The organism is Sandaracinobacteroides saxicola, from assembly GCF_014117445.1.
In the GTDB taxonomy this organism is placed as follows: domain Bacteria; phylum Pseudomonadota; class Alphaproteobacteria; order Sphingomonadales; family Sphingomonadaceae; genus Sandaracinobacteroides_A; species Sandaracinobacteroides_A saxicola.
Window position 1 is genome coordinate 534,668 of the sequence record NZ_CP059851.1, and the last position, 14,073, is coordinate 548,740.

Consider the following 14,073-nt stretch of genomic DNA (forward strand, 5'->3'; position numbering starts at 1 on the left):
ATGGAGGCGATGACGGCGTTGCTGGGACTGCCGCTGCTGGTGGCGGGGCAGGGGCAGAAGGATGTGACGCACAATGAGGCACTGCTGCTGCTGGAGGCGGTGGTGGCGGGGCAGGTGGAGAGCGAGGACCTTGCGGTGCCGCCGCCGGCGGCGACGCCGGGCCAATGCTGGCTGGTGGCGCCGGGGGCAAGCGGACTGTGGGGTGGCCGGGCGCAGCAGCTGGCGGTGATGAGCCAGGGGGGCTGGCGCTTTGTCGATCTGCCGGTGGGGCATGTGGTGCGGCTGAAAGGTGGGGAACGGCGGGAGCGGACGGACGAGGGATGGCGGACGATCGTGCCGGAATTGCGCGATGCGGTGGTGGTGGCGGCGCCGGCCGGGGGTGCGGTGGTGGATGCCGAGGCGCGCGCGAGTCTGATGGCGCTGCTGGCGGGATTGCGGTCTTTGGGCGTGCTGGCATAGCCCGCGGTCCGGCGCGCGGAGGCTGCGCCATGTTGCTTTGACGACACAGTTTTCAGATACATGCCCCTTGCGTTGGGAACGAACGGTCGTCTAGAAGCGTTAGGCGCCCGTTAATGTATCTGAAAGGGGATGAATATGCGCAAAATTGCCGTAGCAATCGCGCTGGCGACCACAGCGCTTGCTGGTTCGGCCAGTGCGCGTGATGGTGCCTGGTATATCGGCGTTGACGCCGGTCCGATGATTTCCGAAGCAACGTCTTTCAATCTGAAGAATGCCGCGGGAGTGACCACGCCCAACGCGCTGCGCATGACCTATATGACGGGTTATGATGTCGGTGGCACGCTGGGCTATGATTTCGGCCTGTTCCGTGCGGAATTCGAAGTGGCGCACAAGGACGCCAACCTCGACAACATCACCGTGAATGGCACGATCCCGCCAATTCGCCAGGCGAATGGCGTGATCGGCGTGCCCCCCAGCGGCCCCAATGCTTCGGCCGACGGCAATGCGCGCGTCCTGTCCTTCATGCTGAATGGCATGTTTGATTTCGGTGGTACCGAAACGCCATGGAGCGGTTTTGTTGGTGGTGGCGTGGGTGTTGCCCGCGTGAAGCTGTCGCAGTATCAGCTCGCGAAGTTCGGCAATACCTTTGTCGATGACAGTGATACCGGCGTTGCCTGGCAGGCATTGGCGGGGATCCGTCGTGCGCTGAGCGACAAGGTGGACCTGTCGTTGAAGTACCGCTTCTTCAACGTGAACAGTGTGAGCACGCGGACGACCAACGGGTTGCCGTTGGATGGTCGTTTCCGTAGCCACAGCATCCTGCTGGGGCTGTCGTTCAACCTGTTCGAGCCGGCGCCTCCGCCGCCGCCTCCGCCGCCTCCGCCTCCGCCGCCTCCCCCGCCGCCTCCGCCTCCGCCGCCGGCGCCGGTGCAGACGGTTCCGGGACCGTTCCTGGTCTTCTTCGACTGGGATAAGTCGGACATCACGCCGGAAGCGGCAGCGATCCTGGATCGTGCGGCTGAAGCCTATGTGCAAACGGGGCAGACCTCGGTTGTCCTGGCGGGCCACGCCGACAAGTCGGGCAAGCCCGACTATAACCAGAGACTGTCGCAACGCCGCGCTGACGCCGTGAAGGCCTATATGGGCAACAAGGGTGTGGCCGGTGGCCAAGTGACGACCGAAGCGTTTGGTGAAAGCCGTCCGCTGGTCGATACCGCCGATGGGGTGCGTGAACCGCAAAACCGTCGCGTGGAAATCACCTTTGGCGCGCCGATGGCACCGGCCCAATAAGGCTGGCTTCATCGCCCAACAGAGAAGCCGCCCGGAAACGGGCGGCTTTTTTGTTGGGCAGTTGCGTTTCGTTCAAGAGGGCGAAATCGACGGCTTTTCGGTCATACCGATGCCATAAAATCCTTTCGTTTAATGGCCATCCGTTCATATGATTTTTCGTTGACCAGCTTTCACGGCCTGGGCCTGAGCTGGTCATTGCGGTCCAGCCACGACTTCATCTGCGAAATTTCCGATTGCTGAGCTCTGACGACGTCTTGAGCGAGCTTTCGAACCTCTGGATCGCGCCCGTGGCGCAGTGCGACGTTCGCCATCAGCACTGCACCTTTATGATGTGGGATCATCCCGCGCATGAAGTCGATGTCGGCATCGCCCGTATAGCGCTGATTCATCCCCTTCATCATGGCATCGTGGGCGGCACGAAAGGCGGTTGTCGATGCGGTTTCAGTCGCGGTCTGCGATGACGTCTCGACGTGCTCGGCATGCCTGTCAGCATGAGCGGCCATCGGCAGAAGGCCGACCGAGCCGATGGCCATCCAGATCGCCATGCCGATCATCATCAGATTTTCAGTCAGCGAAACGAATCCGAGCGGAACATTGCTCGAGCCGCCGACACAGGCGCATTTGATGTCGCGTCGATCAACATAGACCGCCTTGAACACCGAGACCGCGCCAATCGTCCCAATGAAGAGGGCGATCGGGACCGACAGCCATGTTAGCACGCCTGCAACCATCAACAGCCCTGCAGCTCCTTCGGCAAAGGGGTAAATATACCCGTAAGGCACCCAGCGTTTGGCGAGCAGGTCGTAATTGAGGAACATCGTCGCAAACGTCTCGACATTCTGAAGCTTGAGCAGGGCCAGGACGACCATCGAGAAGCCGATGAACCATTCGGCCGCGCGCAGGGTAAAGGCGTTACCGCTGACCGCGTAACTTGCCGCCATTGCGAGCAGTGCCGTCATAGTGAACACCGCGATCACCGGTCGATATGAGGTCACCTTGGGGTCGGTGACAGGCTTACCGAGAAAGCGCCGCAGGTCGTCATGTCCGCCGATCCGTTGTCCGCCGATGAAGATTTGCGGCGTCGTCGCCACCTCAAGCTCGGCCTTGAACGCATCGGTTTCTTCGCGCGTCGCCAAGCGGTGATCCTCGATCGCATAGCCCGCGCGCTTGAGTAAATGCAGCGCCTTCAAGCCGTGGGGACAGGTATGGCCGGGTATCTCCATGCGATAAATGACAGCGGTCTTTCCCGAGCTTTTGTTGCTTGCGTCCAACACTGTGTCACTCCTTGAAATTGTGTTGGAACGCTTATAACTTCCGTACCATGGTACAGAGTCAAGCCATGAGTTCATTCACGGTCGGTCAGCTTGCCGCGCATGGCGATGTCGGCGTGGAGACCGTGCGCTTCTATCAACGCAAAGGCTTGCTGAATGAGCCTCCTCGGCATGGCGGCATCAGGCGTTATGGAAGCGAGGACGTGCGACGGCTGCGCTTCATCAAGCGTGCGCAAGCTGCAGGATTTACGCTTTCGGAGATCGGCGAATTGCTCCGCCTTGAAGTCGGCCGCGACCGTGATCGGGTGCGTGAGCTTTCAGTGCAACGTGTGGCCGCACTCAACGAACGGATTGCCGACCTCGTCCACGCGCGTGATGCTCTTCAAAGGCTGGCGACGACTTGTGCCAAAGGAAGCAAAGGGCCTTGCCCGATTCTCGCTTCGTTCGAAAACTAACGCTTTGCGAGGTCGCTGTCTCGAGATGACAGCCACTTGCGACTGAAATGCGTGGTATCAACGGCAAAAGCGGACAGTCAGCTCCCGCAACAAAGCTGTCACGATGGCGAAGTTAAGGGGGTGATTGTGTTGTCTTTCCCAACAGCATCACGATCGAATCCGTGTCAGTCTGCGAGTTGCAGTCTGACCTTGCCGGCGCGGAGCCAGCCGAAGCCTTTGGGTTCGGCGTAGCGGGGAAGCGCCGCCTGCATCAACGCGGCGACCTCGGCATCGAGTGCGGGACAGCCGCTGGGGTTGCGGATGCGCACCTGGTCCGGGCGGATGGGGGTGCCGAGTTCGTAGCTGTTGGGATATTTCGCCTCGATATCGAAGGTGTAGATGACGCCGCCGGGGCCGGGGACGAGCGAGGGGCAGAGCCTGTCGTTGACGACCCGGCGGGCGAGAGCGGCCATGGGCTGAAGCGCGGTCGCCATTTCGGCGCGGTCGATCCAGAGGTCGCCGACGGACAGGCGGGGAGTGGGCGCCGCGTTGAGGGGTATGGCGCCGAGCAGCAGGGCAAGGAGCAGCGGCTTCATGCGGGTTCCTTTCGGACGAGAGTGCCCGCGCCCTGGCGGGTGAAGATCTCCAGCAGCATGGCGTGGGGCACGCGGCCATCCAGGATGACGGCGGCATCGACTCCCCTGGTGACGGCATCAACGCAGGTTTCCAGTTTCGGGATCATGCCGCCGCTGATGGTGCCGTCCGCGATGAGGGCGGCGATGGCGGCCGGGTCGAGATCGGTCAGCAGGCGCTTGTCCTTCGAAAGGACGCCCGGAACGTCGGTGAGCAGGAACAGCCGGGCGGCGCCGGTGGCGGCGGCGATGGCGCCGGCCATGGTATCGGCGTTGATGTTGTAGGTGTGGCCGTCGGCGCCGGTGCCGATGGGCGCGATTACCGGCACCATGTCGGCGGCGGTCAGGACATCGAGCAGGGTGCGGTCGACACCGGTCGGGTCGCCGACGAAGCCGAGGTCCACGACCTGTTCGATCATGCTGCCTTCATCACGACGGGTGCGACTGACCTTGGTGGCGGTGATGAGGGCGGCATCCTTTCCGGAGAGGCCGACCGCCCTGCCGCCGGCCTGGTTGATCCAGGTGACCAGCTGCTTGTTGATCGCGCCGAGCACCATTTCGGCGATTTCGGCGGTGGCGGCGTCGGTCACGCGCAGGCCATCCACGAAGGCGCTTTCATGGCCCAGCCGTTTCAGCATGGCGCCGATCTGCGGCCCGCCGCCGTGGACCACGATCGGCCGGATGCCGACGGCTTTCAGGAGGACGATGTCCTCGGCGAAATCGCGGGCGAGTTCCGGGTCGCCCATGGCGTGGCCGCCATATTTCACCACGAACACGGCGCCGGCATAGCGTTGCAGATAGGGAAGGGCCTCGACCAGGACTTCGGCCTTGGCCAGCAGCTCGGGCGCGGGGGCGTGGCGGGTTTCGGCGAAGGGCTTGGCGCTCATGACAGTGGCGTAGCGGATTGTCAGCCGAGCGAAAAGGCACCCCGGATGCCGTCGATGACGATCTGGCTGGCGAGCGCGGCGAGGATGACGCCGAGCAGGCGGGTGATCATCGCCTCGACCTTGTGGCCGAGCAGGCGCATCAGCGGCCCGGCGGCGAGCAGCGCGGCGAGCGTGAGCAGCAGGACGAGGGCGAGCGCGGCGAAGACGACGGCGGTTTCGGTGGGACCCTTGGCCTCGCTGGTGAGCAGCATGACGGACGCGATGCTGCCGGGGCCGGCGATCATCGGGATGGCCATGGGGAAGACGCTGACATCCTCCACATGCTGCTGCGCGACTTCGCTGGCGCGGGTCTCGCGGCGGGCGGTGCGCTTTTCGAACACCATGTCGGCGGCGATCAGGAACAGCATGATGCCGCCGGCGATGCGGAAGGCATCGAGGCTGATGCCGAGCGCGGACAGGAAGGCTTCGCCGACCGCGGCGAAACCGACGAGGATGGCGCTGGCGATGGCGACGGCGCGGATCGCCATGGCGCGGCGGTGCGCGGGGGTCGCGCCGGTGGTGAGGCTGGTGAAGATCGGGGCGCAGCCGGGCGGATCGATGACGACGAGCAGCGTGACCAGTGCGGAGACGAAGAGTTCGACGAGCGGCCCGGTCATGTGGCAGCCCGTGCGGTTGCCGCGGTCAGAGTGTTTTCGAGGAGGCAGGCGATGGTCATCGGACCGACGCCGCCGGGGACGGGGGTGACGGCGCCGGCGACCTCCATGGCTTCGGCGAAGGCGACGTCGCCGACGAGCTTGTGGCCATCCCCCGACGCGACGCGGTTGATACCGACGTCGATGACGGTGGCGCCGGGTTTCAGCCAGGGCCCGCGGATCATTTCCGGACGGCCGACGGCGGCGATGACGATGTCGGCGCGGGCGGTCAGCGCGGGCAGGTCGCGGCTGCGGCTGTGGGCGATGGTGACGGTCGCGCTCTCGTTGATGAGCAGGCTGGCCATGGGCCGGCCGACGATGGTGGAGCGGCCGATGACCAGCGCCTCGGCGCCGGCGATGCCGCCGAGCGTGCGGGTGAGGAGGCGGAGGCAGCCGAGCGGCGTGCAGGGGACGAGGCCGGGAAGGCCGGCGGCGAGGCGGCCGGCATTGAGCGGGTGGAAGCCGTCGACATCCTTGGCCGGATCGATGCGCGCGATGACGGCATCGGCGCGGCATTGCGGCGGCAGCGGCAACTGGACGAGAATGCCATCGACGCTGTCGTTGGTGTTGAGCGCATCGACGAGCGCGAGCAGGTCCGTTTCGGTCGTGGTGGCGGGCAGGCGGTGTTCGAGGCCGCGGAGGCCGGCCTCGGCACAGGCGCGGGCCTTGCTGCGCACATAGACGGCGCTGGCGGGATCGTCGCCAACGAGGACGACGGCGAGGCAGGGGGCGCGGTGGCCGGCGGCGGTGCGGGCGGTGACGGCGGCGGCGACATCGGCGCGCAGGGTGGCGGCAATGGCCTTGCCGTCTATGAGCGTGGCGGTCACATCATCAGGTCCATGGCGAGGCCGGTGAGCAAGCGCTGCACCAGGATGATGGCGAGCACCAGCAGCAGCGGCGACAGGTCGATGCCGCCCATGTCCGGCAGGACGCGCCGGATCGGGCGGACGAGCGGGCCGATGATACGGTCGAGGCCATCGATGACGGCGCGGACGAAGCGGTTGTGATAGTTGATGACGTTGAAGGCGACGAGCCAGGACAGGATGACCTGCGCCAGGATGATGTAGATCAGCAGTTGCAGCAGGTAGGAAATGAAGCCGAGAAGCTGGCCGAGGGTGTTCATGCGATGCTCCGCTTTGTTGCCCTGCCTCTAGCGACTGTTGCGGCGCGCGGCTAGGCGTTGCGGGTGACTGTTTGCGCGCGCATTACCCGGTTGAGCCTGACGCGGTTCCGCAACCATGCGGCGAGCGTGATGGCGCCGGGCGATGCGGATGTCGTGCTGCTGACCGGCGACAATGGCGCCGGCAAGACCAATGTGCTGGAGGCGCTGAGCCTGCTGGCCGTGGGGCGCGGGCTGCGCGGCGCGGCATTGTCCGACATGGCGCAGGCGGGCGGCGGCGGGGGATTTGCGGTCGCGGCGGCGCTGGGGGAAACCTTGCTGGGAACCGGCACGGCACCGGCGGCGCCGGAGCGGCGGGCGCTGCGGGTGAACGGCGCGGCGGCGCCGCTGGGGACGTTGAACGAATGGCTGGCGCTGTCCTGGCTGACGCCGGCGATGGACCGGCTGTTCGTGGACGCGGCATCGGCGCGCCGGCGGTTTCTCGATCGGCTGACGTTGCCGCTGCGGGCGGAGCATGCGACGCACGCCAGCCGCTATGAGGCGGCGATGCGCGCGCGGACGCGGTTGCTGACCGAGGAGACGGCGCCGGATGGTGACTGGCTGGCGGCGCTGGAGGCAGCGATGGCAGCGCATGGCGTGGCGCTGCACGCTGCACGGGTGGAGACGGTGTCGGCGTTGGACAGGGCGCTGGATGCTGCCGGCGAAGGCGATTTTCCGCTGCCGAAGCTGGCTCTGTCCGGGTGGGAGGCAGCGGACGAAGTGGATTTCGCGGCCGCGTTGCGGCGGGCGCGAGGCGTGGATGCAGCCGCCGGACGGGCGACGGTGGGGCCGCATCGCACGGACTTGTCCGTTGTACATGGCGGCAAGGGCGTGGCGGCGGCGCAGGCCTCCACTGGCGAGCAGAAGGCGTTGCTGAGCGCGATCATCTTGGCGCATGCCGAGTTGGTGGCGGCGCGGCGGGGGGCGACGCCGATCCTGCTGCTGGACGAGGCGACGGCGCACCTGGACGCGCGGCGGCGCGCGGCACTGTTTGCGCGGCTGGCGCGGCTGGGGGCGCAGAGCTGGGTGACGGGGACGGACGCGGCGCTGTTCGACGGTGTGGTCGCGGCACGCTTTCGGGTGGCGGGGGGCGCGGTTCAGGCGGCGTGACGCCCACAAAAACCGTGCATTTGCGGGGGGTGCGGCCTATAGGCTTGGCATGAGCGAAACATACGAAAACACGCCGACCGAAGGCGCCTATGACGCCAGTGCCATCCAGGTCCTGAAAGGGCTGGAAGCGGTGCGGAAACGGCCCGGCATGTATATCGGCGACACCGACGACGGCAGTGGCCTGCATCACATGGTGTTCGAGGTGAGCGACAATGCCATCGACGAGGCGCTGGCCGGCCATTGCGACCGCATCGACATCACGCTGAACGCCGATGGCAGCATCACCGTGCTGGACAATGGCCGCGGCATCCCGACCGGCATGCACCCGACCGAGGGGCGGAGCGCCGCAGAGGTGGTGATGACCGACCTGCACGCCGGCGGCAAGTTCAACAATGTCGAGGGCAACAGTTACAAGGTCTCCGGCGGGCTGCACGGCGTGGGGGTGAGCGTGGTGAACGCGCTGTCCGACCGGCTGGACCTGCGCATCTGGCGCGACGGGCATGAGCATTTCATGCGCTTCCACCAGGGCGTGCCGGAAGCGTCGCTGAAGATCGTGGGCCCGCAGGGCGACCGGCGGGGCACCAGTGTGACCTTCATGCCGAGCATCGAGACGTTCCGCAACGGCATCGAGTTCGACTTCGAGCGGCTGGAGCATCGCTATCGCGAGCTGGCGTTCCTGAACAGTGGCGTGCGGCTGTTCCTGACCGATGCGCGCCATGCCGAGCCGAAGACGGTCGAGCTGTTCTATGAGGGCGGGGTGGCGGCATTCGTGCAATATCTCGACCGGGCGAAAACCCCCCTGATGGCGTCGCCGGTGGCGATCCGCGGCAAGCGCGACGAGATCGGCATCGACGTCGCGCTGCAATGGAACGACAGCTATTATGAGCAGGTCCTGGCCTTCACCAACAATATCCCGCAGCGCGACGGCGGCACGCATCTGTCGGCGTTCCGCGCGGCGCTGACGCGGACGCTGAACAATTATGCCGAGCGCAGTGGCCTGTTGAAGAAGGAGAAGGTCGGCCTGAACGGCGACGACATGCGCGAGGGCCTGACGGCGATCGTCAGCGTGCAGCTGCCCGATCCGAAGTTCAGCAGCCAGACCAAGGACAAGCTGGTCAGTTCGGAGGTGCGGCAGCCGCTGGAGAGCCTGATCGCCGACAAGCTGGCGGAGTGGCTGGAGGAGAATCCGGCGCCGGCGAAGGCGATCATCCAGAAGATCATCGAGGCGGCGATCGCGCGCGAGGCCGCGCGCAAGGCGCGGGAGGCGAGCCGCAAGGGCGCGCTCTCCATCGCATCCCTGCCCGGCAAGCTGGCGGATTGCCAGGAGAAGGATCCGGCGAAGAGCGAGCTGTTCCTGGTGGAGGGCGACAGCGCCGGCGGCAGCGCCAAGCAGGGCCGCGACCGGCATTTCCAGGCGATCCTGCCGCTGCGGGGCAAGATTTTGAACGTCGAGCGGGCACGGTTCGACCGGATGCTGTCGTCCAAGGAAATCGGCACGCTGATCCAGGCGATGGGCACGGGAATCGGCCGGGACGAATTCAACCTGGAGAAGCTGCGCTATCACAAGATCGTCATCATGACCGACGCCGATGTCGATGGCGCGCACATCCGCACGCTGCTGTTGACCTTCTTCTATCGGCAGATGCCCGAGCTGATCCGGAACGGCCATTTGTTCATCGCGCAGCCGCCGCTGTACAAGGTGAGCAAGGGCCGCAGCGAAAGCTATCTGAAGGACAATGCGGCGCTGGACGAGTATCTGATTTCGGCGGGGCTGAACGGCCTGTCGCTGGTGACGGGCAGCGACACGCGCACGGGTGCGGACCTGGCCGCGCTGGTCGATCATGCGCGGCGGATGAAGCGGTTGATGACCTATGTGCCGCGGCGCTATCCGCCGGCGCTGGTGGAGGCGATGGCATTGGCCGGCGCGCTGGACCCTGAGGCGGGGGATGAGGCCGGCGTGGCCGCGCGGCTGGCGGCCTGGCTGAACGCCGGTGGCGGCGGCTGGACGGTGGAGCCGGCGGTGGAGGGCGGGTTCGTGATCAGCCATCTGGACCGCGGCGTGACCGACAAGCACATCATCGACCGGGCCTTCATCGCCAGCGCGGAGGCGCGCAAGCTACATGCGCTGGCGGCGGAGCAGGCGGCGGTCTGGGCGGTGCCGGCGATGCTGGGAACGGCGCCCTTGCGGCGGCCGGCGGAACTGCTGGAAGCCGTGCTCGACGCCGGCCGCAAGGGACTGTCGGTGCAGCGCTACAAGGGGCTGGGCGAGATGAACGCCGAGCAGCTGTGGGAGACGACGCTGGATCCCTCGGCGCGGACGCTGCTGCGGGTGGATATCGGCGATGCCGGCTTGGCGGATGAGACCTTTACCGCGCTGATGGGGGATATCGTGGAGCCGCGGCGGGAGTTCATCCAGCAGAATGCCTTGAGCGTCGCCAACCTGGATATCTGACAGGCGCTGGGGGGCGCCATCACTCTTCACTGGAACTGGGGGGCGGTTATGGCGTAGCCTTTGTCGGCTTTGCCAGGAGAGAATCATGGGTATGCGTTATCGGATCGGATTGGTGGCGATGGTCGGTGCGCTGCTGGCGCAGCCGGCGCTCGCACAGAAGAAGCAGGATCCCGAGGACAAGGCGGCGGACATCGTGGCACAGCCGGTGCGGGATCTGGGGCTGGACGAGAAGAAGGTGGCCGAGGTGCTGACGAAGGCGCGGGACAATCCCTATTCGCGTGCCGGGCTGAGCAGCTGCAAATCCTACGTCAACGCCGTCGCCGAACTGGATGCCGTGCTCGGGCCGGATTTCGACCGGGCGAAATCGAGCGGCAAGGCATCGGAGGAGGATGTCGCTGCCGGCGTGGCCGGTGGGCTGGTGAACGGGCTGATTCCGTTTCGCGGCCTGATCCGCGAGGTTACCGGGGCGGCGAGTGCCGACCGGCGGGCGCTGGCGGCGGCCATGGCCGGGGCGACGCGGCGCGGGTTCCTGAAGGGTACGGCGCGGGCGAAGGGCTGCAAGATCTGATCGCTTGCCGAACGTCGCGCGACGCTTGAAAATGCGGCACGATCCCTGCACCTTGCGGCAAAGGGGGTCGTGCCATTCAGCCGGGGTCGGAACTGCATCTGGGAATCATCGCGCGCAGTTTCGATTGCGCGCCGGATGTCGCGCGCGCGGTGGCGGCGCGGGCACAGCTGCGGCGCTGGCCGGCACAGGCGACCATGGTGGCGGCGGGCGGCGAGGCGGGGGGCGCCTACCTGATGCTGGGGGGTGAGGCGCAGGCGCTGGCCTATACCGCGGCGGGTCACATGGTGCTGCTGGGGCGTTACCTGCCCGGGGATTTGTTCGGCGACATGGCGGGGCCGGCGGAAAGCGAGCATGACCTGGTGGCGTTGCTGCCGAGCGAGGCGGGGCAGTTCACCAGTGCAACCTTCGTTGCATTGGTGGAGATGCATGGGTGCATCGCGATTGCACTGGCGAAACAGCTGACGGCGCGGCTGTCGGCGGCGACGCGGCGCATGGTGGAGGTGGCGACGGTGTCGACCACGGGCCGCATCCATGCCGAGCTGCTGCGGCTGGCGGGCGACGCGCGGGTGATCCGGCCGGCGCCGGTGCTGAGCCAGCTGGCGATCGCGTTGCAGACGACGCGGGAGACAGTGAGCCGGACCATCAGCGCGCTGGAGAAACGCGGCATCGTGCGGCGGGAGGATGGGGCGCTGTTCATCGTGGCGCCACACCGTTTGGAAGAACTGCTGGAATGAAGGCGTTCAGGCCGCGCTGAGGGCGAAGAGGCGCAAGGTGTCGCGGCTGCGGGGCGGGATATGGTCGCCGACATAGTCGGCGTGCAGCCCGCCGGTGTCGTGGGCGAAGAGGGCGGTGGCGAAATCCTCGCTGACATAGATGGCGCCGGGCGGGGTGACGGGTTCGATCCGGGCGGCGAGGGTGACGGCGCCGCCATAGAGGCCCTGGCCGTGGGCGAAGGGATCGAACGCGGTGTGCGCGATGCCATAGTGGCCGGCGACCCTGAGGGCGAGGCTGGCGGGGAAATCAGGACCGGCGGGCCGCTGATTGAAGCCCTGTTGCAGGGCGAGGGCGGCGCGGGCGGCGTCGGCGACATCCTCGAACGCGATGATCAGGTTCTGGCCCCAGCTTCGGACGTGCAGCGGCGAGGTGGGGAGGCTGTTGACGGCGGCGCCGAGGCTGGCGGTGAAGTGGCCGAGGAAGGCGGGGACGTCGGCGTCGGGCAGCTCATCGAAGCCGGCGACATCGGCGTGCAGGATGGCGGCGAGGCAGCGATGGCCCGGTTGCGGGTTGACGCCGCCCGTGCCGCGGGGCTGGGCGCGGGGATAGCGCAGGATGTGCTGGCGGCGGCCGCTGGCCTGCCAGATGCGGCCGTCGCGGATGGCGGAGCCGCCGCCGCCGAAGGGGCCGTCGCCCTGGTCGGCGATCAGCAGCTGCACGGCGCCCGATTGCAGGCGGGCGGCGTTGAGCGCGGCGGCGCCCATGGCAACCTCGCCGGCAAGCTCGGTGGCGAGCGGGACATAGGGGCCTTCGATGCGGGAGAGTTCGCGGACGCTGCTGGCCTGCTCGAGCGCGGCGAGGAAGCGCGGGAGCCAGACATCGCCATAAGGCAGGATGGACTGGGCGATGAAGGTTTCGCGGGTGACGGGGAGGATGATGTGGAGTTCGGCGCCGCGGGCGAGCAGCGCTTCGGCGACGAGCAGGTCGGCGCCGGCGGCGAGCGCGCCATAGCCGAAGCCGATGTTTTCTCGGTTGAGCAGCGCGGCGATGGCGGTGGTTGCGGCGGCGCTGTCCGCGCTGCCGGGCAGCAGCGACAGGTGGCCGGCGAAATGCAGGCTGCGCGGCGGGCGGTGGGCATCGAGCCAGGCGGCGTCCGTGCCGGTGCATTCGGCGATCAGCGCGAGTTGGCGGAGCGTGGAGGCGTGATCCTCCCAGGCGTCGGGCGCGTGGCCGCGGGCGCGGGTGAGGGCGGCGTCGGCGTCCCTGACCTCGCCACGCAGCAGCAGCGCCTCGGCGCGGGTGGCGGCGAGATAATAGGGGGTTTCGGCAATGTCCGCCGCGTCCAGCCGGGCGAGCACGTCCGCGGCGAGGGTGCGGGCGGTGCCCGTGTCGCCGGCGAGGCAGGTGAGGGTGGCGACGTTGATCAGGGTGTAGGGCGCGGGGGCGAGCGCGTCGGCGGAAGCGTAGGCCGCGGCGGCCTGGGCGAAGAGGGCGCGGCGTTGTTCGCCGTGGCTGCGGAGCGCGCGGTCCTTCAGCAGCCGGCCCTTGACGGAGAGGGCGGCGGGGTCGGTGGTGGCGGCCTCGAACCCGCCGGCGCGGAACTGGGCGCTGGCATAGTCCAGCGCGCCGGCGCGCGCGGCGGCGATGATGGCGGGAAGGGTGGTCATGCGGCCTATCCCCCTTGGCGTGGTGGCCCATCATTGGGGACGCGAGGGTCGATGACAATGGTCACGCCGTTGAAACTGGTGCCCTCTTCGGCATAGGGCGCGCGCAGGAAGAGTTCGAAGGCATAGCCTTCGCCGATCCCGGGGGTATCCGGCATGATCGGGCCATCGACGGTGCAGCGCAGCAGCGGCCGCTTGTCATTGCCGACAGCCCGCGCTTCCAGGTTGTAGAAGCGCTTGTTTGCGAGGAAGTGGCGGAAGGTTTCCGGTGTGCCGTCGTTGCGCCAGCGGGTCTTGGCGGCGATGAAGATCAGCGGGTCGGGGCAGTCTTCGTTGGCGGGGCTGAAATCCCAGGCATCCTCGTCCAGGAAGATGGAGAGGTAGGTGGAGGGCTCGGGGAAGGCCAGCGCCTCGAAATTATAGCCCCATTTGATGAGCCGCTTTTCCGGCGCCTTTCGTCGCCCGTCACCGGGGCGGGAGAGCCAGATGAGATGATCCTCCATCTGGACAATGGTGCGGTCGCCGAGCGGGGCATGGTGCTGGCGGACGTAGAGCGTGAAATCGCGGTTGAGACGGAGGTAGATAAATTGGATGTGGGTGGGCGGGCCATTTTTCGGGGGCTGTATCTTGCTGACGGGCTCGCCGTGGGGGGTGCGGAGGCCGGTGTTGGCGGGGGTCATTATGCTTCCTTCACGCCTGCGCTGGGCAGGACAATCGAACAAATACATGGCGGGTCGGGTT

The 14,073-nt window shown here is 67.0% G+C and carries 15 protein-coding genes and 1 pseudogene; 7 read left to right on the plus strand and 9 right to left on the minus strand.

What is annotated here, in order from left to right:
* Both H3309_RS02510 and H3309_RS02515 read left to right on the plus strand, forming a co-directional pair.
* Positions 1–459: a DUF2793 domain-containing protein gene (locus H3309_RS02510; protein ID WP_182297203.1), complete on the plus strand. Its 459-nt coding sequence runs from the start codon at positions 1–3 to the stop codon at positions 457–459.
* A 135-nt stretch (positions 460–594) separates the two neighbouring features.
* Positions 595–1,749: an OmpA family protein gene (locus H3309_RS02515; RefSeq protein ID WP_182297204.1), complete on the plus strand. Its 1,155-nt coding sequence runs from the start codon at positions 595–597 to the stop codon at positions 1,747–1,749.
* A 170-nt stretch (positions 1,750–1,919) separates the two neighbouring features.
* On the opposite strand, the gene copM is transcribed toward H3309_RS02515, so the two are convergent.
* Both copM and H3309_RS16925 read right to left on the minus strand, forming a co-directional pair.
* The gene (copM, locus tag H3309_RS16920) at positions 1,920–2,294 is read right to left on the minus strand and encodes a CopM family metallochaperone (RefSeq protein WP_398400227.1); all 375 of its coding nucleotides are present in this window, start codon (positions 2,292–2,294) and stop codon (positions 1,920–1,922) included.
* Positions 2,274–2,972, minus strand: a pseudogene (locus H3309_RS16925) (MauE/DoxX family redox-associated membrane protein); the annotation flags it as partial. The pseudogene H3309_RS16925 and the gene copM, both read right to left, overlap by 21 nt.
* Before the next feature lie 116 nt (positions 2,973–3,088).
* On the opposite strand from H3309_RS16925, the gene H3309_RS02525 reads away from it, so the two are divergent.
* Positions 3,089–3,475 (plus strand): MerR family transcriptional regulator, encoded by a 387-nt coding sequence (locus H3309_RS02525; protein WP_207791551.1) that lies wholly within the window; start codon positions 3,089–3,091, stop codon positions 3,473–3,475.
* A gap of 164 nt (positions 3,476–3,639) precedes the next feature.
* Here H3309_RS02525 and H3309_RS02530 read toward each other — a convergent pair whose 3' ends face one another.
* From H3309_RS02530 to H3309_RS02550, 5 genes are read right to left on the minus strand one after another with little or no spacing between them, the layout of a single operon-like run.
* Complete coding sequence (locus H3309_RS02530; RefSeq protein WP_182297207.1) at positions 3,640–4,050, minus strand: hypothetical protein; 411 nt, start codon at positions 4,048–4,050, stop codon at positions 3,640–3,642.
* Positions 4,047–4,973, minus strand: a complete 927-nt coding sequence (gene argB / locus H3309_RS02535; RefSeq protein WP_182297208.1) for an acetylglutamate kinase — start codon at positions 4,971–4,973, stop codon at positions 4,047–4,049. Before argB ends, H3309_RS02530 begins: the two co-directional genes overlap by 4 nt.
* Before the next feature lie 20 nt (positions 4,974–4,993).
* Positions 4,994–5,629, minus strand: coding sequence for a MarC family protein (locus H3309_RS02540; protein WP_182297209.1), 636 nt, complete (start codon positions 5,627–5,629; stop codon positions 4,994–4,996).
* Positions 5,626–6,492, minus strand: a complete 867-nt coding sequence (gene folD, locus H3309_RS02545; protein WP_182297211.1) for a bifunctional methylenetetrahydrofolate dehydrogenase/methenyltetrahydrofolate cyclohydrolase FolD — start codon at positions 6,490–6,492, stop codon at positions 5,626–5,628. Before folD ends, H3309_RS02540 begins: the two co-directional genes overlap by 4 nt.
* Complete coding sequence (locus H3309_RS02550; protein WP_182297213.1) at positions 6,489–6,788, minus strand: YggT family protein; 300 nt, start codon at positions 6,786–6,788, stop codon at positions 6,489–6,491. The genes folD and H3309_RS02550 overlap by 4 nt, the downstream gene beginning before the upstream one ends.
* A 129-nt stretch (positions 6,789–6,917) precedes the next feature.
* Here H3309_RS02550 and recF point away from each other — a divergent pair, with 129 nt between their 5' ends.
* From recF to H3309_RS02570, 4 genes are all read left to right on the plus strand, one after another.
* On the plus strand, positions 6,918–7,934 hold the full coding sequence (gene recF / locus H3309_RS02555; RefSeq protein WP_243453894.1) for a DNA replication/repair protein RecF: 1,017 nt from the start codon (positions 6,918–6,920) through the stop codon (positions 7,932–7,934).
* A gap of 49 nt (positions 7,935–7,983) precedes the next feature.
* Positions 7,984–10,386: a DNA topoisomerase (ATP-hydrolyzing) subunit B gene (gene gyrB, locus H3309_RS02560; RefSeq protein ID WP_182297215.1), complete on the plus strand. Its 2,403-nt coding sequence runs from the start codon at positions 7,984–7,986 to the stop codon at positions 10,384–10,386.
* Between the two features lie 85 nt (positions 10,387–10,471).
* Positions 10,472–10,954: a hypothetical protein gene (locus H3309_RS02565; protein ID WP_243453815.1), complete on the plus strand. Its 483-nt coding sequence runs from the start codon at positions 10,472–10,474 to the stop codon at positions 10,952–10,954.
* Positions 10,955–11,103: 149 nt separating this feature from the next.
* Positions 11,104–11,688 carry a Crp/Fnr family transcriptional regulator gene (locus tag H3309_RS02570; protein WP_182297217.1) on the plus strand — a complete coding sequence of 195 codons (585 nt, stop codon included), beginning with the start codon at positions 11,104–11,106 and terminating at the stop codon, positions 11,686–11,688.
* Positions 11,689–11,694: 6 nt separating this feature from the next.
* On the opposite strand, the gene H3309_RS02575 is transcribed toward H3309_RS02570, so the two are convergent.
* Entirely contained in the window at positions 11,695–13,335 is a 1,641-nt protein-coding gene (locus H3309_RS02575; protein ID WP_182297219.1) for a tetratricopeptide repeat-containing protein, read from the minus strand.
* A gap of 5 nt (positions 13,336–13,340) precedes the next feature.
* Positions 13,341–14,012: a hypothetical protein gene (locus tag H3309_RS02580; protein WP_182297221.1), complete on the minus strand. Its 672-nt coding sequence runs from the start codon at positions 14,010–14,012 to the stop codon at positions 13,341–13,343.
* Between the last annotated feature and the right edge of the window lie 61 nt (positions 14,013–14,073).